Consider the following 24,727-nt stretch of genomic DNA (forward strand, 5'->3'; position numbering starts at 1 on the left):
ATCTGCACAATACGCGTCATTTTTTGACCACATCATTTGTCACTCCGCCTAAAGGAATTCGAAAGCAAACGATTAATAATTCATGCGTCCCTACATGTTGAGTGAGCCAACACGGACTCGCTCAGCAAAATAAGAATAAATGGAGTTATCATGAACCTTATATTAATCCTGCTTGGGGTGATCGCATTTATTGTGCTCACGACCACCAAATTCAAATTACATCCCTTTTTAGCGCTGATCATCGCAGCGTTCCTTGCGGCATTTGCTTACGGCTTACCGGCAGATAGCATTGCCAAAACCATTGCTTCTGGCTTTGGCGGCATCCTTGGTTACATCGGCTTGGTTATCGTTTTAGGTACCATCATCGGTGTTATTTTGGAAAAAAGTGGTGCGGCGATCACCATGGCCGATACGGTCATTAAAGTGTTGGGTGAGCGTTTCCCAACATTGACCATGAGCATCATCGGTTACATCGTTTCTGTTCCGGTATTTTGTGATTCAGGCTTTGTCATTCTGAACTCGCTCAAAGAATCACTCGCGAAGCGTTTAAAAACCTCAAGCGTTGCAATGAGTGTGGCGTTGGCAACTGGCCTATACGCAACGCACACGTTTGTGCCGCCAACTCCTGGCCCGATTGCCGCTGCGGGTAACTTAGGCCTGGAATCTAACCTTGGTTTAGTGATTGGTGTGGGTGTGTTTGTTGCAGCGGTTGCGGCGCTGGCGGGTATGTTGTGGGCGAACCGATTCCAACATGTAGAACCAGATGGCATTGACGCTGCAGAGGAAATTCAGCATGACTGGCAAGCACTCAAAGCGTCTTATGGCCAACTACCAACGGCGAGCCAAGCATTTGCTCCTATTTTTGTTCCAATCTTATTGATCTGTTTTGGCTCTATCGCGAAATTCCCAAGCTTACCGCTGGGCGAAGGTTTTGTGTTTGATGTTCTGACTTTCTTAGGACAGCCACTAACGGCGTTGGTGATTGGCCTGTTCCTTTCTGTTCGCCTACTAAAATCAGACAACAAGATTGAAGAATTTGGCGAGCGAATCAGCCAAGGTATTACGGCTGCTGCGCCTATTCTTTTGATTACTGGTGCGGGTGGTGCATTTGGCGCGGTATTAAAAGCAACGCCGCTAGGTGAATACTTGGGTACGACGTTATCGGCGCTGGGCGTGGGTATTTTCATGCCATTTATCGTTGCGGCTGCGCTAAAATCGGCGCAAGGGTCGTCAACGGTTGCACTGGTGACCACATCGGCTTTGGTTGCGCCTATGCTTACCCAATTGGGGCTCGATTCAGAAATGGGCCGCGTATTAACAGTGATGGCGATCGGTGCTGGTGCGATGACGGTTTCTCATGCAAACGACAGCTTCTTCTGGGTAGTTTCGCAGTTTAGCCGCATGTCGGTGGGCTTAGCGTATCGCGCGCAAACCATGGCTACGCTCGTTCAAGGTGTCACGGCAATGGCATTGGTGTACATTTTGAGTCTCGTTCTCTTATAAGTCTCTGGAAATACGTATGAAAGTGGTAATTGCACCTGATTCATTTAAAGAAAGCTTAACCGCCAAACAAGTGAGCGAGGCGATCAAAACGGGTCTTGCTCGCGTATGGCATGGTGCCGAATTTGTTACGGTTCCGGTCGCAGACGGTGGCGAAGGCACGGTTCAATCTTTGATAGATGCAACTCAAGGCGAACAAGTCTTTACAACGGTGACCGCGCCATTAGGGAATGATGTTGAAGCGTTTTATGGCATCCTCGGTGACGGCGAAACCGCGGTTATTGAAATGGCGGAGGCCAGTGGGCTGCACCTTGTGCCGAGTGATGCTCGCGACCCAAAACTGACCAGCAGCATTGGTACCGGACAGCTGATCAAACATGCGCTAGACAGAGGTATTCAACGCTTAATCATTGGTTTGGGCGGCAGTGCTACTAATGATGGTGGCGTGGGCATGTTGACCGCGTTGGGGGTAACGTTTCTTGATGAATCTGGTCATGCAATTACCCCAAATGGAGGCGGGTTAGCGGGGCTTGCCTCCATCGATATTTCTGGTCTTGACCCACGTTTAGCAACTTGTGAAGTGTTGGTAGCATGCGATGTTGATAACCCACTCTGTGGCGACAAAGGCGCGTCGGCTATCTTTGGCCCGCAAAAGGGAGCGACGACGTCAGACGTCACTCTGCTCGATAACGCATTGCGCAAGTTTGGCGAGTTGACGGAACAAGCGACGGGTAAGAACGTACTGACTCGTGAAGGGGCGGGTGCTGCTGGTGGTATGGGCGCGGCCTTGCTCGGGTACACGCCGGCACGTTTGCAACCGGGAATTGAGATTGTGCTTGAAACGGTCAAACTAGCTGAGCATGTTGCGGATGCGGATATCGTATTCACAGGCGAGGGGCGAATCGATCATCAAACCGCACATGGTAAAACGCCGATGGGCGTTGCTAAGGTGGCAAAGCAGTTTGATTTACCAGTCATTGCATTAGCAGGCTGCGTGGGCGACAACTATCAGGCGGTTTATGAGTACGGTATTGATGCGGTGTTTGCTTGTGTACCAAGGGCGATGAGCTTATCAGAGGCCATGAAAGAGGCCGACGTCAACGTTGCCAATTTAGCCGAAAACGTCGCGAGAATGTGGCAAATTAAGTCGCACTGAGGGCGATAACGATACGAGAGTGGAGTTTTTTGTTGTTACCTGTTTGCGTGTGTGGGCATAAGTTCATTTAGCAAGAGCGAGTTAACAGACATGCTTTGCTATCAACTTTGCCAGTGTTTGCATCGCGTGACTCCAATCGGTTTCATGACCAAAGTTTGCCACGCTGAGGCGCACGCAATGTTGATATTGCCCTTGAGTGCCAAATACGGTACCGGGAAGTAGGCTGATTCTGTGTTGATTACACGCTTGATACAACGCATAGCTGTCCGTTTCTTTGGGCAGGCGCAACCAAAGCAAGAACGAACCTTGCACGGCGTTGATCTGGTATCGATTTTTTAGAGATTCGTATTCATCTAAGTATTGATGAAGCATCTGGATAAATCGGCGCATGTTGTTTTGATAAACCCGACCCATTCGCGCAGTATGCGTTCGATACTTGCCTGACGTTAGAAACGTTGCCACGGCAGATTGCATCAGATTCAAACTGCCCATGTTCTCACACAGTAGATATTGCTCAATTTGATCTCGATATCGCCCCGTCAACATCCAACCAATTCTCAAACGCGAATCGAGCGTTTTGGATAACGAATTCACGTAAATTACACGTTGCTTGTCATCGAGCAACCTCAAGCTTGGCAAAGGCTTGTTATAACTTAACCCGCCAAATACATCGTCTTCGATAATAGGAACATTGCCGGACGCCAATAGCAATTGCCGGCGCTTTTCTAGCGGCATCATGGCACCAGTTGGGTTGGTGAAGTTTGGCGTTACGATGATCGCTTTTATGTCCCATGTCGCTATTGCTTTTGCTAAGGCTTCGGGGCACATACCGTCTCGTGGGCAACTCGGAATTTCCACCACTTTGAGGCCGAGTGATTCGAGCATCAATAAGTTGCCAAAATAACAAGGAGACTCCACCGCGACGATATCGCCTTTTTGTGTCGTTGCGCGCAGCACTAGGCTAATTGCTTGCTGCGCGCCGTGCGTCACCATGATCTCATCCAACTTGGCTGGCGTGCCCAAATCTTGTGTGATTTTCGCCAGTTGTTTGATTAAGAGGTGATTACCGGGTGGCAATTGGTAATGGCTCGGTACATGCGTTTGCTGGCGGCTGTGGCGGCCAATCTCGGCGTACAAGCTTTTGATCGCGGGGGAGTCAATGTTTGGGTGGGCAGAACCGGTGGGCAAACGCTCTTGGTATTCAGGATAAGTAAGGATTTCTTTGCAGATCGAGAGCAAATCCACGCGAGTCGGATCCGGAATTGAGCGAGAAGTCGGCAAGGTGATTTTCACTCGATAACCCGACTTGGGAACCGAGTACACCAAGTTTTGCGCTTCCAGTTCTTGATACGCACGAATCACGGTGTTTTTGCTGACGCTTAATTCTTGGCTCAATGAGCGAATGGAAGGCAGTCGATCATCCACTTGGTAAACGCCACCATTGATGGCTTGTTTAAGGTGCTTTTCCACCACGAGGTACTTATTCCCTTCACCGCTTTCCAATAAATCTGTACCCATAAAAACACTTCAATCTGTCACTTTTTGAAAACACTGTACCTAATTACATTAACAGTATCTCAAAACATAAAACAAGCGTGAGTGAGGCGATCATGTTAATCCGAGCCATCCCTTTTGTATTTGTCATCCTTTGGGCTTCTGGATTTGTTGGTGCGCGTTTTGGTTTGCAGTATGCCGAGCCAGCGACACTACTTTCTATCCGTATGGCATTCAATGTCTTACTGTTTTTGGTTCTTGTGGCGGTATTGCGTAGAAGGTTGCCGACAGGAAGCGATTTCTGGCACAGCTGTGTGGTGGGTGTGTTGATCCATGGCTTCTATTTAGGCGGCACTTATTTTGCTATTGATTTGGGTATGCCTGCAGGGTTGAGTTCGTTGTTGGTGGGCATTCAGCCGATTTTAACCGCGGCTTTGCTGGTGGTGTTTGTTCGTGAGGAATTTAAACCTTCGCAATGGCTGGGTTTGGCTCTTGGCTTTGTCGGCATCGCCATGGTGCTGATGGGAAACATGGAGTGGCAGTCTGAGCAACATAAGTTCTTAGCCATTGGAGTCTGTTTACTGTCTTTGGTTGGTATAACGTTAGGGACGCTTTATCAGAAAAAACATTGCCAACAGGTGGATTTGGTTGGTGGTGCGACGGTGCAATATTTGGCCGCACTCATCATGTTTCTGCCTGTTGCGATGCAGTTTGAAACCATGCAAGTTCAGTGGGAACTGGAGTTTATTTTGACCGTGTTGTGGTTGGTTGTCGTGCTCTCTTGTGTGGCTATCCTGCTGCTGCTGTACATGGTGAGAAATGGCGCGTCTTCGAGTGTGGCGTCTGTGTTTTACCTGGTGCCGCCAACAACCGCGATTCAAGCTTGGCTCGCGTTTGGTGAGTCGTTTGATTGGATGGGCATTTCTGGTTTTGCATTGGCGGCCACGGCGGTCTATCTAGTGGTTAAAAAGCCAGAGCTGACGATAAAAAAATCGGTTCAAACAGAATATACCTAAATTGGGTAGGGACATTCACGTGCCAGTGAGTACAATTCTGCTTCATCTTAATCCGTGGAGCAGAGTGATGACGTTAAAGCCAGATCGAATGACCGCGATGCGTAATATCATCGAGCAAGTAAAAGCTGAGCTACCGATTTACGAACCGGAAACTTTTGTGTGTGGGCCGGAAGGGCAGTGTATCGGTTGTCCAAAGAAATTATTAGAAATGGTCGATTCAGAGGTTACTTATTGGGAGTCGGCAATGGAGCGGGGTGTGATTCCGCAGTTTGATGAGATCCGTCGTTTCGGGAAGATGTGCACTAACGTACGTCGCGGACTTGTTCGTAATAACGTTCCACTACTCGGGTAATCTACTTCAGTAAATAAGTGATTGATAAATAAAGTCCTAAAATTGACACATAAATGTGTGCGTTTGCATAGTAACTTGGCGAGCGGTCTCAACTTTGGCCCATGACTCTTGTTTGTCATCTACTAGGGCTTTAAACGTTTTAAATCAGAGATATATTGGTAAGGTCTCACATGGATGTGAGGCAAACGACCATTCATTCTGCTGAGATAAAAAAGTGAGATTAAAGGGATTTACTCTGATGGAAATCACCATAGTGCTCGCCACTTTGGCTTTCATCGCTTTGGCTGCGTTGCCAACACTACTCCACATTCATCGCCAAGCCTATGCGTCGATGTTACACAGTTCCAATTCGTCATTGGGTACCGCGCTTAAATTTTTTAACGCCCGAGTGGTGATAGGCAATGCTGCCGAGCAAAACCAAGTCCACTATATTGATAGGAACGTAAAAACCTTAAGTGGTATGCCAGAAGCGAGCGCCAATAGCATTGGCGCGTTATTAGAAATCGATTTGCCGCAGAGTGGCGTGTCCAAAATTGATGTTCCCTGCAAAGGCAGTGACTTTTGTATTATTGGTCAGCAACACCCAAACAGTACCCACTTTGTGTCTATTCCCGATTATCAATTTGTCGACCAGTCAGGTCTTGATCGGGTGGTGTACATTTGGCCGCAAGGTTATACCTTGGCAGAAGAGGCATGCTATTTCTATTATGTAAATCAAGCATCCACAGAGTCTATCGTCCGAGGGCACGTTACTGAGGGTTGTTAGGCGCGCTTAACATCATCTTCTGACTCATCAACACTTCGCCATTGGGGAGAGAGACTTCTCCTAGTTCACCATGGTGCTCAAATCCAAATCGTTCGTACAACGCTATCGCGGCAAGGTTGTCCTTATAAACATTAAGTACAATGGTGTCGTAACCATATTCCCAGGCACTTTTAAGTGCGACAGACAATAGCTGCTTACCTAGCCCTTTTCCTCTGAATGTTCTATCAATATGAATACCTAAAATGCCTGTGCTAGTGAGTTGACCGCTTTCATAACCGCACAGTTCGGCAGGAAAAATCTCTACACTACCAATCAGAACGTGATGGTCCAAAGCAACAAATTGAGGAATCGATTCAAGTTCTACGCGACGTAAAATATTGGTCAGGGTGTCTTTATCTGGAGCCGGACTGCGCAGGTATTTACCTTCGGCATAGACTCGGTTCCACAGTTCGGTAAAGCGCTCGATATCGCTTACCTGGATGGGTCTGATTTGCATTCATCTTCCTTGATTAGTGCAGGTTAGTGATGGTTAAGGTACGAGTTCAGATAAACAGCGAATTTGATTCGGAATGGGATCGGCTGGCGCATTGGCTCCTGTTGGATTAAACCAAACCGTATTTACGCCAGCTTGCATTGCAGGGTAAATGTCTTTATGAGGCAAGTCGCCAACCATAGTTAACTCACTCACGTTAACCCCTAGCTGTTTTGCGATAGCAAGATAAAACTCAGGTTGGTTTTTAGCGATGCCGAGATTGGCAAAACAAAAGTAGCCATTTAAGTGCTGGTCTAAGTCGACGCGGACGAATGCACGCTGAACCTCTTCCATGTTGGAATCAGACGCACTGGTCGCGATGTAAATAGCATGATTTTGGGAAAGTGTTGCCAGTGTTTTTTTGGCCAGAGGAATCGTTTCTACGTGTTCCCAATCGCACATTTTTCCTTGTGCGTGAGGGAAATCCACCATTAAGGTGTTCCCCCAATCGAAAAGATAAATCATGTTCGAATCTCCTTTATCCGCACATCATATCGTCTTTTCTAAAATCAGGGGATAAATTGCATCAATAAATGCGATTTAGGTGGCTTTAGTCGTGAAAAGCGCTTAATTGTCGTTATCGTTACAAATGTTTCAGCATAATGCGTGAGTTAGTTTTAAAACCTTGCTTGTCGTAAAACCGCTGTGCTGATTGATTGAATTCCATCACTTCTAATCGAACTTGTGTAGCATTGGCATCGCGCGCCCATTGCTCACAAGCCTCAAGCAGTTGGCGACCGATGCCCTGCTGCTTTTGTTCTTCATTGACGACAATCGTTCCTACTCGACAAATTGGATCTTTGATCAGAAAGCTGACGGTTTCATTCTGAGTGATCATCGCGGTTAAAAAGCCGACTACCTCCTTTTCATGTTCTGCGACTAAAAACAAGCGTTCATCATTCTCGAGAGCCTGAGTGAGGAACGCTCGGTCGTCTTCCGAAGGTGCTACAAAAGCTTCAGGCGCGTTGGCAAAATGCAGTGCGTTGATTTGTAGGTTTAATTCAAAAATTGCATCCAAATCGTCGGGACTTGCTTGTCGAATGTTGACTTCCATTTTACTTACCGCCTGAAAGATCGATAAAAGAGCCTGTCACATAAGAAGCTTCATCACTGAGTAGCCAAGCGATCGCATTCGCCACTTCTTCTACCGTACCGCCCCGTTTCAGTGGAATTTGAGGGCTGAGCCTATCCACTCGGTTTGGTTCTCCACCATCGGCGTGCATATCGGTATAAATGAAACCAGGTCGAACGCCATTGACGCGAATATTTCGGTCTGCCAATTCAAGCGATAGCCCTTTGGTTAAGGTATCCATTGCGCCTTTTGATGTGGCGTAGTCGACATATTCGAATGGCGCGCCTGAGCGTGATGCCCCAGAAGAAACATTCACAATTGCGCCACCAGTACTGAATCGCTTCGCCGCTTCTCTACAACAGAGAAAGCAGCTATTCACATTAGTGTTCATTACTTTCTGAAAGCGTTCCAAGCTGATTTCCGCCAACGGTGACTGAGTAAATAGAATGCCAACGTTGTTGACCAAATGGGTGACTGAGCCTAGTGCGTTTTCTGTTGCATCGAAAAGGTTGAGCACTTGTTGCTCGTCAGATACATCTGCTTGAACGGCGATAGCTTTTCCGCCATTTGCTTGTATGTCTCTGACCACTTGGTGAGCTGCTTCACTTTGCGCACGGTAATTAACACACACGGCATAGCCTTGCTCGGCCAGTTTTTTCGCCGTTGCGGCTCCAATGCCTCGGCTTGCGCCAGTAACGATGACTACTTTATTCAAAATACATCCTTATTTTTGTAGTGAGTAGATTTTGTCGGCGTAACGCTTGTCGCCAATTTGGTATGCGTCAGGAATGACTTCAGATAGCTCGAATCCGCACTTCATGAGAACACGCTCTGAAGCAATATTCCCTTCAGTGACCGTAGCGGAAAAGCGGTCAATGTCATGTGTTGCTCTCGCCCAATTTAGAAGCGCTTGAAGGGTTTCTGTTCCAAACTGTCGGCCATGAAATTCAGGCAAAAGTAAGTAACCCACCTCTGCGTTACCTTCTTCAATGGCAAGGCCTGTGACGCCAATCGGTTGTTCAGATTGCTTATCGAGTATGACGAGGCAAAGCCAGTGCTGACTGTCTGGTGTCCATGGTAATAATCGCGAAGCAAATTTTTCTTTTATTTGTTTTTCGCTCGGGCGATCAAAACAGAGCTCAATGATCTCTGGTTCGGAATGTAATCGCTGAAATAGTTCCCAATCGCTGGCTTCGATAGGTCTTAATCGGCTTCGGTGAGTCTCAATATAAACTGACATGCGTGTCCTTACAGCATTTATGTAGAGAGCCAGTTTCTCATCCTCTTATCTCTTTAATCAAACGGTTGCACTTACAAAAGTGATTTATGTGGTGAATGCCTGGTTGGGTAATGAATTCTTACTGAATATTCATTTATGGGATGAAAATAACGAAATTTCATACTTGAGACACATAGAGCAACACGGAAATGATGTGGATCAAGAGAGAACTACCCATAAAGTAGTATTTTGCGATCTATAATTACATTTTATTTGGAAGTGTTGCTAATTATGTCAATAAAAAAACGATATGTTGCACTGCTGGTTGCTGCCGGCATTGGTGTGGGCTGGTTAACATTAGGTGGTACTGCAGCGGTGATGCATTACACCTCTGATACTGAGTTCTGTCTCTCGTGCCACTCTATGGAAATCCCTTACAAAGAGTACCAAGGCTCAGTGCACTTCAGTAATGCGAAAGGCATTCGTGCCGAGTGTTCTGATTGCCACATCCCACAAGAACCGATGGACTACCTGATCACGAAGATTCGTGCATCGAAAGACATCTACCATGAGTTCGTGACTGGCAAGATCGACACGCCAGAAAAATACGAAGCGCACCGCAAAGAGCTTGCGGAGATGGTGTGGGAGCAGTTCCGTGAAAACGACTCTGCAACGTGCCGTTCTTGCCACGACTTTGACGCGATGGAAGAATTTGAGCAATCTCGCGATGCAGCGAAAATGCACGAGTACGCAAAAGCGAACGATCAAACGTGTATCGATTGTCACAAAGGCGTTGCTCACTTTGCACCAGAAGCTGAGCTAGACAGCAAGGCATTTGAAACGTTGATGAGCTTCACCACAAAAACATCACCTGGTGCCAAAGTCGTTTACCCTGTGACTGAAATCGCAATGGGTGAGATGGGTAAAATTAACCCAACGACGAAGTTAGAAGTAATCAGCTCTGAAGGTGATGAGCGTACTGTTAAGTTGGACGCATTCCAAATGAAAGGCGCAGAGCAAGTGCTGTACATGGGTGAAGGCCAACGTGCCATCGTAGCAACGCTAACCGAGCAAGGTCAGCAAGCTCTTGAGGGCGGTGAGTTTAAGGCAGACGTTTACGGCAACGAATGGCGCGCAGTGTCACTAACAGGCACGATCGATTCTCCGGTTGTGGATACACTTGACCCAGTTTGGTCATACGCAGAAGAGCTAGACAACGTTTATTGTGCAACTTGTCACGCGAAAATTCCTTCAAATCACTTCACAGTGAACGCTTGGGGACCAGTGGCGAAGAGTATGGGTGATCGAACAGACATCACTGCCGAAAACCTAGAAATTCTTACTAAGTTCTTCCAGCACCACGCGAAAGATGTGGTTGGTCACTAACGATAAATAGAAGGATAAGATTATGACTAATTTAACCCGTCGTGGATTTCTAAAAGGCACAGGTATGGCGGCTGGCGCCATGGCATTTACTTCTTTTGCACCTATGTCTGTTGCGTCTTCAAACCAGCGTGGCAAGGGCATTTTGACAGCGGGCCGCATGGGCCCAATGTTATGTGAAGTGAAAGATGGCAAGCTAGTATCGACTACTAATGCTCTTCCACAAACTGTACCAAATAGTCTACAAACTACTGGGCCTGACCAAGTGCATACCAAGGCGCGTGTGAAGTACCCAATGGTACGTAAAGGCTACTTGGCAAACCCATCGTCGCCAGAAGGTGTGCGCGGTAGTGATGAGTTTGTGCGTGTGTCTTGGGATGAGGCTTACAAGCTGATCCACGAACAGCACATGCGCATTCGTAAAGAATATGGCGCGGCTTCTGTGTTTGCTGGCTCTTACGGCTGGCGTTCAAGTGGCGTGCTGCACAAAGCACAAACCTTGCTGCAACGTTACATGAGCATGGCGGGCGGCTATTCAGGCCACTTGGGTGACTACTCAACGGGTGCTGCGCAGATCATCATGCCGCACGTTGTGGGCTCTATCGAAGTGTACGAGCAACAAACCACGTACCCAGTGGTACTAGAGCACAGCGACGTGGTTGTACTTTGGGGCTTAAACCCGATCAACACCCTAAAAATCGCGTGGAGCTCAACAGACTGTGCTGGTCTTGAGTTCTTCCATCAATTAAAAAAATCAGGCAAGACGGTTATTGCGATTGACCCTATTCGTTCTGAAACCATCGAGTTCTTTGGCGAGAATGCGGAGTGGATTGCTCCTCACCCAATGACCGACGTAGCGATGATGATGGGTATCGCACACACCTTGGTGAAACAAGGTAAGCACGATAAAGCCTTCCTCGATAAATACACCGCTGGTTACGACAAATTTGAAGCGTACCTGATGGGCGAAGAAGACGGCGTAGAAAAATCAGCGGAGTGGGCATCGCAAATCTGTGGCGTACCTGCGAAGCAACTTGAGCTCTTAGCTGACATCTTCAGTAAAAACCGCACCATGCTGATGGCGGGTTGGGGCATGCAGCGCCAACAATACGGTGAACAGCGTCACTGGATGCTGGTTACACTGGCAACGATGTTGGGTCAAATCGGCTTACCGGGCGGTGGTTTTGGTTTCTCTTACCACTACTCAAACGGTGGTAACCCTGCTCGTGACGCTGGCGTGCTTCCTGCGATTTCAGCATCACTGGGTGGCGGCTCTTCTGCGGGTAACGACTGGGCGGTATCTGGCGCGGTGCAAAGCTTCCCTGTGGCGCGTATTGTCGAGGCGTTGGAAAACCCAGGTCAATCCTACCATCACAACGGTCATGAACTGACGTTCCCAGATATCAAGATGATTTGGTGGGCAGGTGGTGCGAACTTTACTCACCACCAAGACACCAACCGCTTGATTAAAGCATGGCAAAAGCCTGAGCTGATCGTGATTTCAGAGCCTTACTGGACGGCGGCTGCGAAGCATGCGGATATCGTTCTGCCAATCACCACATCGTTCGAGCGTAACGACTTAACGATGACGGGTGACTACAGTAACCAACACTTGGTGCCAATGAAGAAAGTGGTTGAGCCGCAAGGTGAAGCGCGTAATGACTTCGATGTATTCGCGGACATGGCAGAGATGCTAGCTCCGGGTGGCCGTGACGTGTACACCGAAGGCAAGACTGAAATGGAATGGCTGTACGGCTTCTACAAGGCGGCGCAACAAGGTGGCCGTGGCTCTCGCGTAGCAATGCCGAACTTCAGCAAGTTCTGGGAAGATAACCAACTGATCGAGATGAAGTGGAACGAGAAGAACGCACAGTTTGTTCGTTACGCAGATTTCCGTGAAGACCCGATCATGAATCCACTCGGTACACCAAGTGGTAAGATCGAAATCTTCTCGAAAACCATTGAAGGTTACCAGTTGGAAGACTGTCCTCCACACCCAACGTGGATGGCACCAACCGAGTACACCGGCAATGCAAAAGATGGCGAGTTGCAGCTGATGACCGCGCACGCAGCGCATCGTCTACACAGCCAGTTTAACTACGCGAAGATTCGCGAAGAGTACGCAATTGCAAACCGTGAACCTATTTGGATTCACCCTGAAGATGCGAAAGCGCGTGGTATTAAAACGGGCGATCTAGTTCGTGCGTTTAACAACCGTGGCCAAGTATTGGTTGGTGCAGAAGTGACTGACCGAATCAAGCAAGGTTCAGTGTGTATTCATGAAGGCGGTTGGCCGGATTTGGATCCGAAAACCGGCATTTGTAAGAACGGCGGTTGTAACGTGTTAACGTTGGATATTCCGACCTCTCGACTTGCAAACGGCTGTGCGGCGAACTCGGCACTGGTTCGTATTGAAAAATACACTGGCCCAGAATTAGAACTAACGGCGTTTGAACCACCAAAAAATGGCTAGAAAAAAGTAGCGCTTGAAAGCAAGAAGCCAGCGAATCGCTGGCTTCTTTTTTATCTAGTCATCGTTTACATTAGCGCGAAGCGAGAGAAACAAATGGCATCTGTTTCTTAATTTGAAATGTCGGGAGTAAAGTAAATACAATAGCGACAAACAAGACCGAACCTATTAAATCTTCAGGGCGATGCATGCCCAGCCATAAGCGGCTATATGCGACGCTCATTCCCCACATCCACAATGACAGTGCAGAGATATAGCACTTGTTCTGTAAGAACAACCCACCAAAGAAAGCCAAACAAATCGAAACGAAAATCGTATGGCCGGATGGGAAAGAATAGTCTTTCTCGCCTTGCCAATGGCGTGTCCGCCAATCACTGACTTGTTCAGAAATCTGGTTAATTACGTTGGCTTGTTGCTTTGTCTCCAACTGATAAAACGTTTCTGGTGTTTCAATCAATTGTTCTGCTGCGAGCAATTCCGTGTACGGGCGCGGGCTTTCTGTCATCAGTTTTAGCCCCGTTTTGCTGGCAAAGCCAATCACAAGTAACAGCCCTAACATTGAGAGTTTTTGCATCCACTCAGTGCGACTTGGTTTAAAGCGAAATAAAGAAAGCAGTAGCAGTGTTAAGGTAATTAAAAAGCCTTTGCTGCCAGCAGAATCAGTGAGCAAAGTAAAAGTAATACCCAGACTTTCAGGCACCTGTGAGGTGAGATCATGATAAGAGCCAAACAGCGACATTGGGATGATGCCAAGAACAAACAAGGCGAGCATCATCAATCCATATTTTTTGGTTTTCATTGAGAGCGTTTTGTTTTTATTGAGGGTTATTCAACCACGTGAAAATAAGGGGCTTATCTTACGTTATCTGGCGTGAAAAACTTATCAACGCTTTGTCAATTTGACGAGAGAATGAAGGTTGAGTGATGAATTGATGACATTTATCCGAAGGGTAAAGGCGCTCATCCTTAAGCGTTGGGGTCTTAATCCATCAGAGAAAGTAAGTATTCTGCTGCTTTGGTTGGATTTTCTGCATGACAAATGGCAGAAACCAAAGCCAAACCATGAACACCAGTGGCGCTAAGCTGCGGAATGTTACTCTCGTTAATGCCGCCAATGGCAACAATCGGTAGTGAAGTCGTCTCTAACGCCATCTTCAAACCATCAATACCCCAATGTTTTTTGGTGTTGGTTTTGGTTGGCGTCACGAAGATCGCGCTCAAACCGATGTAATCAATCGGAAGAGAGTCCGCTTCTGCAAGCTGCTCTTCATTTTCGATGGATAAACCGAGAATTTTGTTTGGTCCAATCAACTCGCGAGCGATAGTTGCGGGCATATCTGATTGCCCCAAGTGGACACCATCAGCATCAACAGTAAGGGCAACATCAACACGATCATTGATGATTAACGGGACTCCAGTGCCTTCAAGGATCGTCTTGACGGCTTGAGCTCGTTCAATAAATGCACGAACGTCACCATGTTTTTCACGCACCTGCACCATGGTGACCCCACCTTCTACCGCCTTTCTTACAACGTGTTTGAGAGTGGATAAATCTTGTTGGTCGTCGGTGACCAAATACAAACGATAGGCGTTCATTATGTTTCCTTTTGCCTCCCACTGTCTTTGGAGTGAGAGGCGTTTAAAGCATTGAGAAGTGATTTATCTCACTTGTAATTTAAGACGTGTTGCCAGTGTTTCTTCGTCCAGTTGGTAAAGCTCATCCAAAAGATGCATTTGCAAGCTACCTGGCCCTCGCGCTTGCTCAGCCGCAATTTCACCCACAACGCCAAGCACCGCTGCCGCAGCAAGGCCCGTTTCGTCGCCGATTGCTGCGAAAGCGCCAGTCAGTGCCGTCAGTGTGCAGCCCATACCCGTTACGTATGGCATCATCTCGTGACCATTATTCAACTGGACGGTTTGCTCTTTTGTCACGATGTAGTCAGTTTCGCCGGAGATCACCACGCTCGCTCCATATTCTTCAATTAAGAAGTGAGCCGCCCCAAGGGCTGCATCACTACTGTCGAGTGCATCTACACCTTTGCTTTGCGCTTGCTCACCAGCGAGAGCAATGATTTCGGACGCATTACCACGAATGATTAACTTGTTTGCAAGGCGGGCGATTTCGCGCGAGGTTTCGGTGCGCAGTGAACTTGCACCGCAACCGACAGGGTCGAGCACAACGATTTTACCGTTCGAGTTGGCTTGCTCGACGGCATAGCTCATGCGCGGCGTCCAAACGCTGTCTAGGGTGCCGATGTTGATCACCAAAGCGCCTGCAAACGACATCATTTCTGCCATTTCTTGCTTTGAATGCGCCATGATTGGCGAAGCTCCGATAGCCAACAAAGCGTTCGCCGTGTTGTTCATCACCACGTAGTTGGTAATGTTCACGACTAAAGGCTTTTGCTGACGCACTGCGGTTAATGCTTGAGTGATTTGTTCTATTAACATGAGATTCTCCAATTAACCTTATTGTGCGTTTAGACCTTGTTGCCAAAACGCCACTTCCATACGCGTTGCAGTTTTGAAGACCTGAATCAGGTTTTGACCGCGCTGGCTGTGGATGTCGATTTCAGCCAGCAACTGGTTAAAGTGTTCGGCCCCACTTGCCACGCCTGATTGGAACTCTTCACCGCCGTACAAGTTAATCCAACTTTCATAAGGATTGCCTTCGAATACCGTGTTTTCATCTTCAATCAGCATTTTACCAATGACGGCGTAGCCGATGGAGCAAGGGGCGAGCGCGGCATACAAGTCAACTAAGTCGCCCGTCATTCCCGCATCCAATACGTAGCGCGTGTAAGCCACCGTGCCAAAATCTTCCGGCTCGTTTTCGAGATCAGATTCCGTCAATCCCCACTGACCGCAGTAGGTAACATGGTGGGCAATCTCTGAATCTAAAAGCGCATGTACGCTTGGTAGTGCGCGGCGCATGTCGTCTAACGTACGTGCTTTGTAGATTGCCAGCGCATAAGCTCGCGCGTACTGTTTTAGGAATAAGAAATCTTGTTTCAAGTAATGCAGAAAACAAGGTTGAGCCAGAGTGCCTTTGGCCAATTGCTGCACGAAGGCATGCTCGGTGTATTCTTGCCAATCTTGGCGGCAAGCGTCGATCAAATCTTGGTATTTCATAATGGGGCTGCCTCGTAATTAGTCAAAGTTCGGTACGTAATCTTTCGCTTTTGGTAGCGTTTCGATGATTTTTTGTGAGTACATGAACTCGGCGTAATCGTCGTAGCGTTTTAGGTCAACTGCCGATGGGCGAAGCGCGAAACGAGTTAACGTGTCATTCCAAGCGCGTTGGTTGAGCTCGTTGTTTAGTGTGTCTGGCGAGTAAGCGACAAACTCTTTCCAAGACTCTTTAGGATGGTTGACGATGTAAGTGGTCGCTTGCTCCAGCGCTTTGTTGAATGCCTTGATGGCTTCTTTGTCGTAGGTTTTCGCATTGGCTACGAAGACTAACTCGTCATACGCTGGCACGCCGTGTTCTTCAGGGAAGAAGGCCTTAGCTTTATAACCTTCTAATGCAAGTTGGTTGGTTTCGAAGTTACGTAGACCGCCCCAAATCGCATCCACCTTGCCAGACGCAAGAGACGAAGACAGCGCCCAACCTACGTTGATGATATGTACGTCAGAAAACTTCACGTTTTCTTGCGCTAGCATGGTGCCGATTGTCGCTTCTTCGTTGCCTGCGATCGCAATACCGATCTTCTTGCCTTTCAAGTCGCCAAGGTTTTCATTCTTACCGTTATCCAGCACCATCAACGTGTTGAGTGGCGTAGCAATCAAGGTCGCAGAGCGGATTAATGGCAAGCCAGCCGCTACGTCGATGGTCAGGCTAGGTTGGTATGAAATCGCCATATCGACTTTGCCTGATGCAACTAGTTTAGGTGGTGTGCTTGGGTCGGCGGGTTCTTGGATATTGACCTTCAAACCTTGCTGTTTAAAGTAGCCGCGCTCTTGTGCGATCACGATAGGGCCATGGTTCGGGTTAACGAACCAATCCAGCATTAAAGTAAGCTCTTTTTCGGCAGCTAGTACGTTAGTTGAAACCATTGAAGCGAGCAGAGCAGCAGCGCTCATGAGTTTGTTTTTATTCACGGGGTTCTTCCTTTTTCTTTCCCTATTTGTTTTCCCAGGGAATGGCTTTTTTCAGTAATTTGTCAGTGGTGAAATAGAGTGCGATAGACAGCGCGGCGAGAATAAACAGCGCCGCGAACATCTCATCGATGATCATGCGAGCGTTGGCTTGCAGCATCAGATAGCCCAAGCCCTCACTTGAGCCAACCCATTCACCTACCACGGCACCAATCGGCGCAATAACCACGGCAACGCGAATACCAGACGCTAACGTTGGTAGGGCGGCAGGTAGTTGAATATGGCGCAGTAATTGCCATTTCGATGCGCCCATGGTTTTGGCAAGATCGAGATAGCCGGTGGGGGTGTTGCGCAGTCCGTCATAACAACAAGTTGTTACAGGGAAAAAGATGATGATCGCCGCCATTACTACTTTCGATGCAATGCCGTAACCCAGCCAAAGCATGAGCACTGGCGCGATAGCAAATACTGGAATTGCTTGGCTAGCAATCAGAATTGGGAGTAACCAACGCTTCAGCGGCTCGAACATCAGCATTTGTAATGCGAACAGCAAACCCATTGATAAGCCGAGTGCGAGGCCAAGTAGGATCTCTTGCGCGGTAACCCAAGTGTGTTTGAGTAGCACGTCGTATCGAGTGACTAATCTATCCAATACTTCAATCGGCGAAGGCAAGATGAAGCTTGGCATGTCAAACACCACTACAATGAGTTGCCACAAACCTAAGATCACGGCTGCGCTGATTAGCAGACGCAATGCCGGATGAGTCACGCGTTCCTTTTTACTGATACGCGCCGAAACGGAGTTGTACTGAGTCATATCACTCATAGTCTTTCTCCAATTGATTCAAAATCGCTTGTTGTAGAGTTGCGCATTCTCCATCGAGAGATCTTGGTGGCTTGGCGTCCGGAACAACCAAGTGCTGCGCTTGAGCAGGCGTGCCTTGTAACACATAGAGTTGATGCGCCAATCGCACTGCTTCTTGCGGATCGTGTGTAATCAAGACAACGGTTTTGTCTTTTAGTAGCTCGGCAGAGAGAGTTTGCAATTTGTGGCGAGTCACGGCGTCCAATGCCGAGAAAGGTTCATCCATCAAAACCAAAGGTTTGTCTTGCATCAGAGTGCGAGCAAGGGCTACGCGCTGTCGCATACCTCCGGAGAGTTGAGCGGGTTTGGCGTAAGCGTAATCTGCCAACCCAACGTGCTCTAACAAGTTGAGAGCGCGTTGTTTCTCATCCGCTGGATTTGAATTGGCGTGAGAAAAGCGCGAGCTGAGGCAGACGTTATCCAGCACGTTAAGCCACGGTAGCAATAAATCCTGCTGAGCCATGTAAGCGATACGGTCATGCAGTGCAGCGCCATCGGTTGTGATGAGTTCGCCATGCCAGTCAACTTGGTCATCCAGTAGGCCAGCTAAGTAACGCAATATTGTGGTTTTCCCGCAGCCACTTCGTCCGAGTAATACCGTCCATTGACCGACAGGAATGGTCATGTTCACTCCCGCTAAAGTCGGTGTTTGGCTGTCTTTGTATTGCAAACTGGCGTCGGAAAGCTGAATGCCAATCGCGTTAGCGAACATAAGTATGACCCGAAAAAAAGTGATTCACAGGGCCGTGACCTTTCCCCACTTCCAATTCATCAGCGTGTGCGATAGCTTGGCTGATGTACTGCTTACCAAGGTGCACCGCTTTGTGCAGGTTGTTGCCTTGACTAAGGTAAGACGCAATGGCGGAAGACAGTGTACAGCCCGTACCGTGGGTGTTTTGGGTCGGAAAACGCTTGGCGCTGATTAACTCCGCACTGTTTTGCATGATCAGCAGATCGTTGCTGTTTTCATTTTCTTCAAGATGACCGCCTTTGAGCAGAATAGCTTTGGCACCAAGTGCACGAAGGTCGGTAATCATATCGTTCATTTCAGATTCTGATTGAGGCACTGGCTTACCCGTCAGTGCTGCACCCTCTGGCAGGTTAGGGGTGATGATGTCTGCCAGTGGAATTAACTCTTCTCTTAATGTGCTGATTGCTGATTGCTCAAGTAGCAAATCACCGCTGGTGGCGACCATGACGGGATCAATCACAAGATGCTTGGGTTGGTACTGTCTTATTTTGCTTGCCACCGCTTTAATGATGTTCGAATCCGCCAGCATGCCGACTTTTACCGCCACAATATTGAGATCGGTAAACACTGCATCGAGTTGGCTTTCAACGTGATCAAGAGGAATAGGGAAAATCGCAGAAACGCCTTGCGTGTTTTGTGAGGTGATGGCGGTAATCACTGAGCAGGCAAAGCTGCCTGTTGCCGACATCGCTTTGATATCGGCTTGGATGCCTGCGCCGCCGCCGCTGTCGGAGCCTGCGATGGTTAAGACAACAGGGGTGGTTATAGGTGATTGTGCCTGGTGTAAAGATGGCTGTGATTGCTGCGTCATGGTCGCTCCTACTACAAGACGTATAGGAACTGACTTTGACCGTTGTGGATAGATCGATTGTTCGATCGTTATCGCTCGCCAAAGAGGAGCGGCGAAAGGCAAAGTGCGCATAGTTCCCTACGTCAGTGCTAACTGAATCAGGTTCAACGGGTCTCGAATCTCGATCTCAGCCAACGCTTATCGCGTGGCCCCCCGACTATTTCGCTCGGATGATAGCAGGACCCTTGTAGAAGGGATACGTTTTTTGAGAGTAATTATTATTGAGTATTCAATTATGCGAGGTGAGTGATAGAGTAAGCATCTAAATGGTTCGTCGTGTGGAATTTACTAGTGCAACGCTCTGGTGAAAGAGCTGAACCTGGAATATTTAATAAATAATCGTGGTCTCGTTAAGCAAGGATTAGCACAAAACAAGGTTAAAAAACTGTTAAAATTTAACGCGTTGCCAATTTAACTTTGTTGAACTTTTCGACAGTTAATTAGGAAGGCTAAGACGATCATCGAGCAAGGAGACTTCATGCTTAATTCTGCAACAGCGAAGTCAGTGATCGATCATGCTCTCTTTTTAGGGGCTGATTTCGCTGAACTATTCGTTGAACATCATCAAACTAACACCGTCCAGATCGCATCTGGTGAGGTGGACAAGGTCAATTCGGGGATTGATTTTGGTATCGGTATTCGCCTCTTCTTCGGTCACAAAGTGCTTTATGGATACACCAATAGCACGGACGAAGCCGAGCTAAAACGCGTAACCTCATTGCTTGCGGCAAAAGACAAGCGTGAACAAATCGCGTCAGCAGGTTCTTTAAATTTGAACCGCTACCCAATCCAACACGGTTGCCGCATGCCGTTAAGTCAGGATGCCAACTTAGATTCAAAAATCGCGTTTCTATTGAAAGTTGACCAAGCTGCGCGTGCAGAAAGTGAGTACATCAGCCAGTTCATTGGTAGTGTGCTTCAGCGCGAGCAACAAGTGTCTATCTTCAACTCAGAAGGTTTGCATGTAGACGATACGCGTCACTACATTCGTGTGGCGGGTAACACCGTTGCTCAAAAAGGTAATGAGCAGTCTTCTGGTATGGAAGGTCCTGGCGCTCTTGCTGGTTGGGAGTTCAGCGAACAGCTTGATGCGAAAGAGCTGGGTCAAACTATCGCGCAGCAAGCGTTAGTGAAACTTGGCGCTGATGCTTGTCCATCGGGGGAAATGCCAGTGGTAATTGGTAACGGCTTTGGCGGCGTTATCTTCCATGAAGCGTGTGGCCACTTACTCGAAACCACTTCGGTTGCGAAGAAAGCGTCCGTATTCCACGACAAGATGGGCGAAATGATTGCTCACACCGCAGTGAATGCAGTCGATGACGGCACCATGACCAACGAATGGGGCTCGATTCATGTTGATGACGAAGGCATGAAGACTCAGCGCACTCAATTGATCAAAGACGGTAAGCTAACCAGCTTTATGGTCGATAAAATGGGTGGCATGAAGACAGGTTATGAGCCTACGGGTTCTGGTCGTCGTCAGAACTACAAGTTCGCACCAACCTCGCGTATGCGTAACACCTTTATCGAAGAAGGCGAGCATTCACTTGATGACATGCTGGCAGGTATCGAACGTGGTATCTATGCGAAGAAGATGGGCGGCGGCTCGGTTCAACCGGGAACGGGCGAGTTTAACTTTGCCGTTCGTGAAGCTTACCTCATTGAAAATGGCAAAATCACCAAACCTCTGAAAACAGCAACGCTGATCAGCACGGGTCCAAAAGTGTTGAAAGAAATCAGCATGGTCGGCAAAGACATGGCGCTTGCGCCGGGCATGTGTGGTTCAGTAAGTGGTTCAGTACCAACAACAGTCGGTCAGCCAACACTGAAAGTAGATAATATTCTGGTAGGAGGCGGTAACTAATGAGCCAAGAAAAACAACTTCTTAATGCGGTTGATTACGTCCTATCAGAAGCAAAGCGTCAAGGCGCAGAAGCGGACGTCATTGTAAACCGCAACAGCAGCTTTTCTCTGAAAGCGAACCAAGGCAAGTTGGATGAGTACAAAGTAAGCTCAAGTCAAGTGCTGGGTGTTCGAGTTATTAAAGATGCTCGTGTCGCGACAAGTTATTCTGAATCACTCGAGCAACCAAGTTTAGATTTGATGCTCACAAACGCGCTGCAAAGTGCTCGCTTTTCCAAGCAAGATGAACATCAGAGCATTAGTTGCGTGAACAGCCAAATCACCACTGATATTGCAGAAATTGCGCAAGACGATACCACATCGGTCGATGAGAAAATTGAACTGTCCCTTGCGCTTGAGCAAGGTGTTGTGGCTCTGCCTCACGCTTCAAACTCACCATACAATGGTTACAGTGACGGTGAAACTCAGCTCATCATCGCGAATACTCAAGGTACGTTATGTCAACATTTCGAGCGATCGTTCACTTGTTACGCGTATACCCTGTTTGAAAAAGACGGCAAACAGTCGATGGCGGGAAGAATGTCGCTAGGTCGCCGTTTTGATGAGTTGGATCCAGCTTATTGTATAGAAGGCGGTTATAACCTTGCTCGTGATCTTCTTGAAGGTGTACCGGTTGCGACGGGTAACTACCCCGCTATTTTCCACATCAATGCGCTGGCAAGTTTATTCGGTGCTTTCGGCAGTGCTTTCTCTGGTGTAAGCGCGATGAAAGGCATTACGCCACTGGGTGATAAGCTTGGTCAACGTGTTGCGAGTGACTTGATTACCTTTACCGATGCGGCATACATGCCGAATGGTATGGCTATCGCAGGGTTTGATAGTGAAGGTTTTGCCACCCAAGACAATGTGTTGATCGCTAATGGCCAACTGAATACGCTATTGCACAATAGCCAAACAGCGAGTTATTTGGGTGCAGTGTCGACGGCAAGTGCTGCTCGCGGTGCAAAATCGAGCTTAGACGTGTCAGCGAATCACAAAGTGATTGCGACAGGCAACAGCAGTGCGTCAGAAGTCAAAGCAGGTGAATACCTAGAATTAGTGGAACTGCAAGGGGTTCACTCTGGTGCAGATGCTGTCAGTGGTGATTTCTCATTTGGTGCGAGTGGTTTCTTGTGTCGTGATGGTCAACGTGTTCAACCTGTGCGCGGAATTACAGTTGCCGGTAACTTCTATAAGATGCTGCAAGAAGTAGAAGCTGTGGGTGATACCCAGCTTATTAATGATAGCCGCACTTTCTTCGCACCAGATGTGCGTTTTGCTCGCTTGAGTATTGGCGGAAAATAAGCGCGGCATAGAAAATCAGAAACAAAAAAGAGGACTCAATCGAGTCCTCTTTCATCATCTAGCAACGTGTACGCGAATAACTAGAATTCGCGGATATCCAGTTCGTTGTGGATCAGTACTACACACTGAGAAGCAAACAGCATCTTAGGCCCAAGGCTGATTTTCTCAGTACCTAGGCGCTTCAAGCTGTTGAACGACTTCTTCGGCATCGGAATGTGATCGGTTAGTAAGAAACATGGATTTTCACCAATTTCTGCGTCACGAACAAATTCGCCTTTCTTGTCCAACATATAAAGTTGGTGGTCTTCCGCCAGTTCTTGCACCAAGCGTTCAAAGCTCACTGTACGAACCGTAATACCGGGTTCAACTTCACGAAGCTGCTCTTTACCCATACCAACAGATGCGTCTAACGCACGGGCAACGGCAGCGATCAACGTTGACTCGTGAAAACCACCAATATTGGTAATGTCGTTTGAACGAATGGTAATCGTGCGCGAGTAATCCTTCGTGCTCTCTAATACCAAGTGGACAACCACATCTTCACGGTGAGATTGTGCCACGAACATGGTGTTCATCATGGTATGAGCAAGGATCTCGGTATGCGCCTCGTTACCAACACCTTCTAATAGTGCTTTGCTGGTGGTTGGCGCCGCGCGAGCTCGTAAAACAAAAGAGCGCATGAGTTTAGCCTCTATATAGGAAGAGTGAATGCGCGGAAGTATATACCCAAGCAGGGAAGGGATGCGAGTTTAATAGTAAATGTGAACTTACTTACAAAGCTTCGATTGTCGTGCGGAGTGTGCTGGTTAGAATAGGAGGCAACCCTGTTAGGAGCGGTATATGGAAATCAAAAAGATAAATAAAGACATTTATAAAAAGAAAGTAAACCTGGTGATTGGCGGTTTTGTTGCGTTGCTCGCTATCTCATCTCTTGCCTTTAGTACCTTGCTTATTGTTTTGTTTGGCAACACTGAAGTCGTACCTGAACAATCAACGGGAAACTTTCATTGGAATTTGATTGGTGTCCTTCTCGCAGTCGCAACTTCCCTCTCTTTATTGAATCAAATTAAAACTCGGCCATACATGGAAGAGGTGTTGCACGTTTGGAAGCTCAAGCAACTGCACAACAAAATATTTCGTAAACTAAAAAGCATTAAAGCAGCCGCGAGCAATGACGATGTAAAAGCGCTCACTACGCTTAAGTTCTATTACACAACGCAACAACAAGTGTTTGAGTTAGACAACAACACATTGACGATGAGTAGTGTAAATAAAGAATTAGAGGCAATTGAGCAAATCGAAGCGGAGCAATCACTGGATCTTGATATCACCAGCTTTAAAGAGAGCTGGGTAGACACATACTGATTGCCTATTTGCTACTTGAAGTTAACAACTGAGTGCTAAAAATAAGCGTTTGAGTGAGATTTAATCACTCGACGCTTTTTTTTATTTTTTTTTCTAAAAAGGGGTTGCCAAGAAAAATCATCTCCCTATAATGCGCCTCCGTTGTCAGGGCAAAGCGGAAACGCAAAAGCGGTTGGCAACAAGGCGAAAGAAAAGCTTCTAAAAATTAATTTAAAAAAGTGTTTGACACTGAAAGTTAATTCCTTAGAATACCCCTCCGCTTCGATAGCAAAGCTTACGAAGCAAGCTCTTTAACAATATAGACCTATCAATCTGTGTGGGCACTCGTTGATGATAATCCAATTAGAAGCTTCGGCTTCAAATTAGGTTTCAATGAAACGAAGTGACCATTCGAATTGGAAAGCAGCCTTGAGCTGTTTTATTTCACTTTTTAAAAGTGAAAACCAATAAGAGCACAGTCAATTCAAACATTACTTTATGTAATGTTCAGTATTCATTGAGCCGACAAAATCTTAAATTGAAGAGTTTGATCATGGCTCAGATTGAACGCTGGCGGCAGGCCTAACACATGCAAGTCGAGCGGAAACGAGTTATCTGAACCTTCGGGGAACGATAACGGCGTCGAGCGGCG

25 protein-coding genes, 1 rRNA gene and 1 riboswitch are annotated in these 24,727 nt (G+C 47.5%); of the genes, 11 read left to right on the forward strand and 15 right to left on the reverse strand.

The window, feature by feature from the left end:
* The first annotated feature begins 150 nt into the window (after positions 1–150).
* Together CBX98_RS12725 and CBX98_RS12730 are read left to right on the forward strand one after the other, a co-directional pair.
* Positions 151–1,503, forward strand: a complete 1,353-nt coding sequence (locus CBX98_RS12725; protein ID WP_109169366.1) for a GntP family permease — start codon at positions 151–153, stop codon at positions 1,501–1,503.
* A 16-nt stretch (positions 1,504–1,519) separates the two neighbouring features.
* Positions 1,520–2,656 (forward strand): glycerate kinase, encoded by a 1,137-nt coding sequence (locus CBX98_RS12730; RefSeq protein ID WP_109169368.1) that lies wholly within the window; start codon positions 1,520–1,522, stop codon positions 2,654–2,656.
* 81 nt (positions 2,657–2,737) lie between these two features.
* On the opposite strand, the gene CBX98_RS12735 is transcribed toward CBX98_RS12730, so the two are convergent.
* On the reverse strand, positions 2,738–4,174 hold the full coding sequence (locus CBX98_RS12735) for a PLP-dependent aminotransferase family protein (RefSeq protein WP_109169370.1): 1,437 nt from the start codon (positions 4,172–4,174) through the stop codon (positions 2,738–2,740).
* 92 nt (positions 4,175–4,266) lie between these two features.
* Here CBX98_RS12735 and CBX98_RS12740 point away from each other — a divergent pair, with 92 nt between their 5' ends.
* The 3 genes from CBX98_RS12740 (at position 4,267) to CBX98_RS12750 (ending at position 6,284) form a co-directional block, all read left to right on the forward strand.
* Positions 4,267–5,166 (forward strand): DMT family transporter, encoded by a 900-nt coding sequence (locus CBX98_RS12740; protein WP_109169371.1) that lies wholly within the window; start codon positions 4,267–4,269, stop codon positions 5,164–5,166.
* A 67-nt stretch (positions 5,167–5,233) separates the two neighbouring features.
* Positions 5,234–5,518, forward strand: a complete 285-nt coding sequence (locus CBX98_RS12745) for a hypothetical protein (RefSeq protein ID WP_047009765.1) — start codon at positions 5,234–5,236, stop codon at positions 5,516–5,518.
* A 238-nt stretch (positions 5,519–5,756) separates the two neighbouring features.
* The gene (locus CBX98_RS12750; protein ID WP_109169373.1) at positions 5,757–6,284 is read left to right on the forward strand and encodes a hypothetical protein; all 528 of its coding nucleotides are present in this window, start codon (positions 5,757–5,759) and stop codon (positions 6,282–6,284) included.
* Here the strand turns inward: CBX98_RS12750 and CBX98_RS12755 are convergent.
* The 5 genes from CBX98_RS12755 to CBX98_RS12775 all read right to left on the reverse strand — a co-directional run bounded on the left by CBX98_RS12755 (position 6,268) and on the right by CBX98_RS12775 (position 9,128).
* Complete coding sequence (locus tag CBX98_RS12755; protein WP_109169375.1) at positions 6,268–6,780, reverse strand: GNAT family N-acetyltransferase; 513 nt, start codon at positions 6,778–6,780, stop codon at positions 6,268–6,270. The two genes, CBX98_RS12750 and CBX98_RS12755, sit on opposite strands and share 17 nt — an antisense overlap.
* 33 nt (positions 6,781–6,813) lie before the next feature.
* A complete protein-coding gene (locus CBX98_RS12760) occupies positions 6,814–7,281 on the reverse strand; it encodes an HAD family hydrolase (RefSeq protein WP_109169377.1) in 468 nt (155 codons plus the stop codon).
* A gap of 118 nt (positions 7,282–7,399) precedes the next feature.
* Positions 7,400–7,870 (reverse strand): GNAT family N-acetyltransferase, encoded by a 471-nt coding sequence (locus CBX98_RS12765; protein WP_109169379.1) that lies wholly within the window; start codon positions 7,868–7,870, stop codon positions 7,400–7,402.
* 1 nt (position 7,871) lies between these two features.
* Positions 7,872–8,603 (reverse strand): glucose 1-dehydrogenase, encoded by a 732-nt coding sequence (locus tag CBX98_RS12770; RefSeq protein WP_006740993.1) that lies wholly within the window; start codon positions 8,601–8,603, stop codon positions 7,872–7,874.
* A gap of 9 nt (positions 8,604–8,612) precedes the next feature.
* Positions 8,613–9,128 (reverse strand): GNAT family N-acetyltransferase, encoded by a 516-nt coding sequence (locus CBX98_RS12775; RefSeq protein WP_047009770.1) that lies wholly within the window; start codon positions 9,126–9,128, stop codon positions 8,613–8,615.
* A 270-nt stretch (positions 9,129–9,398) separates the two neighbouring features.
* Between CBX98_RS12775 and CBX98_RS12780 the strand changes: the two genes are divergently transcribed.
* Both CBX98_RS12780 and CBX98_RS12785 read left to right on the forward strand, forming a co-directional pair.
* Complete coding sequence (locus tag CBX98_RS12780; RefSeq protein WP_005391870.1) at positions 9,399–10,493, forward strand: NapC/NirT family cytochrome c; 1,095 nt, start codon at positions 9,399–9,401, stop codon at positions 10,491–10,493.
* Between the two features lie 22 nt (positions 10,494–10,515).
* Positions 10,516–12,963 (forward strand): trimethylamine-N-oxide reductase 2, encoded by a 2,448-nt coding sequence (locus CBX98_RS12785; RefSeq protein WP_109169381.1) that lies wholly within the window; start codon positions 10,516–10,518, stop codon positions 12,961–12,963.
* Between the two features lie 70 nt (positions 12,964–13,033).
* On the opposite strand, the gene CBX98_RS12790 is transcribed toward CBX98_RS12785, so the two are convergent.
* From CBX98_RS12790 to thiD, 8 genes are all read right to left on the reverse strand, one after another.
* Positions 13,034–13,759 carry a phosphatase PAP2 family protein gene (locus CBX98_RS12790; RefSeq protein ID WP_109169383.1) on the reverse strand — a complete coding sequence of 242 codons (726 nt, stop codon included), beginning with the start codon at positions 13,757–13,759 and terminating at the stop codon, positions 13,034–13,036.
* A gap of 182 nt (positions 13,760–13,941) precedes the next feature.
* The gene (thiE, locus tag CBX98_RS12795; RefSeq protein WP_109169385.1) at positions 13,942–14,556 is read right to left on the reverse strand and encodes a thiamine phosphate synthase; all 615 of its coding nucleotides are present in this window, start codon (positions 14,554–14,556) and stop codon (positions 13,942–13,944) included.
* A gap of 63 nt (positions 14,557–14,619) precedes the next feature.
* Positions 14,620–15,411, reverse strand: a complete 792-nt coding sequence (gene thiM / locus CBX98_RS12800; protein WP_005391861.1) for a hydroxyethylthiazole kinase — start codon at positions 15,409–15,411, stop codon at positions 14,620–14,622.
* A gap of 18 nt (positions 15,412–15,429) precedes the next feature.
* Positions 15,430–16,092 carry a thiaminase II gene (gene tenA, locus CBX98_RS12805; RefSeq protein ID WP_021821248.1) on the reverse strand — a complete coding sequence of 221 codons (663 nt, stop codon included), beginning with the start codon at positions 16,090–16,092 and terminating at the stop codon, positions 15,430–15,432.
* 18 nt (positions 16,093–16,110) lie between these two features.
* Positions 16,111–17,061 carry an ABC transporter substrate-binding protein gene (locus CBX98_RS12810; protein ID WP_109169387.1) on the reverse strand — a complete coding sequence of 317 codons (951 nt, stop codon included), beginning with the start codon at positions 17,059–17,061 and terminating at the stop codon, positions 16,111–16,113.
* A gap of 22 nt (positions 17,062–17,083) precedes the next feature.
* Positions 17,084–17,884: an ABC transporter permease gene (locus CBX98_RS12815; protein ID WP_005391855.1), complete on the reverse strand. Its 801-nt coding sequence runs from the start codon at positions 17,882–17,884 to the stop codon at positions 17,084–17,086.
* On the reverse strand, positions 17,877–18,635 hold the full coding sequence (locus tag CBX98_RS12820) for an ABC transporter ATP-binding protein (RefSeq protein WP_109169389.1): 759 nt from the start codon (positions 18,633–18,635) through the stop codon (positions 17,877–17,879). The genes CBX98_RS12815 and CBX98_RS12820 overlap by 8 nt, the downstream gene beginning before the upstream one ends.
* Positions 18,625–19,485, reverse strand: coding sequence for a bifunctional hydroxymethylpyrimidine kinase/phosphomethylpyrimidine kinase (gene thiD, locus CBX98_RS12825; protein WP_109169391.1), 861 nt, complete (start codon positions 19,483–19,485; stop codon positions 18,625–18,627). Before thiD ends, CBX98_RS12820 begins: the two co-directional genes overlap by 11 nt.
* Before the next feature lie 97 nt (positions 19,486–19,582).
* A riboswitch (TPP riboswitch) is annotated at positions 19,583–19,690 on the reverse strand.
* Between the two features lie 312 nt (positions 19,691–20,002).
* Between thiD and CBX98_RS12830 the strand changes: the two genes are divergently transcribed.
* Both CBX98_RS12830 and CBX98_RS12835 read left to right on the forward strand, forming a co-directional pair.
* Positions 20,003–21,388, forward strand: a complete 1,386-nt coding sequence (locus tag CBX98_RS12830; RefSeq protein ID WP_109169392.1) for a TldD/PmbA family protein — start codon at positions 20,003–20,005, stop codon at positions 21,386–21,388.
* Positions 21,388–22,731, forward strand: coding sequence for a TldD/PmbA family protein (locus CBX98_RS12835; RefSeq protein WP_109169394.1), 1,344 nt, complete (start codon positions 21,388–21,390; stop codon positions 22,729–22,731). The genes CBX98_RS12830 and CBX98_RS12835 overlap by 1 nt, the downstream gene beginning before the upstream one ends.
* Positions 22,732–22,811: 80 nt before the next feature.
* Here the strand turns inward: CBX98_RS12835 and trmY are convergent, their stop codons facing one another.
* Positions 22,812–23,411, reverse strand: a complete 600-nt coding sequence (trmY, locus tag CBX98_RS12840) for a tRNA (pseudouridine(54)-N(1))-methyltransferase TrmY (RefSeq protein ID WP_005459965.1) — start codon at positions 23,409–23,411, stop codon at positions 22,812–22,814.
* Between the two features lie 160 nt (positions 23,412–23,571).
* Here trmY and CBX98_RS12845 point away from each other — a divergent pair, with 160 nt between their 5' ends.
* Positions 23,572–24,096 carry a DUF3087 domain-containing protein gene (locus CBX98_RS12845; RefSeq protein ID WP_109169396.1) on the forward strand — a complete coding sequence of 175 codons (525 nt, stop codon included), beginning with the start codon at positions 23,572–23,574 and terminating at the stop codon, positions 24,094–24,096.
* A gap of 514 nt (positions 24,097–24,610) precedes the next feature.
* A 16S ribosomal RNA gene (locus tag CBX98_RS12850) occupies positions 24,611–24,727 on the forward strand; the annotation flags it as partial.

It is taken from the genome of Vibrio sp. T9 (assembly GCF_003123985.1).
GTDB classification, from domain to species: Bacteria; Pseudomonadota; Gammaproteobacteria; order Enterobacterales; family Vibrionaceae; genus Vibrio; species Vibrio diabolicus.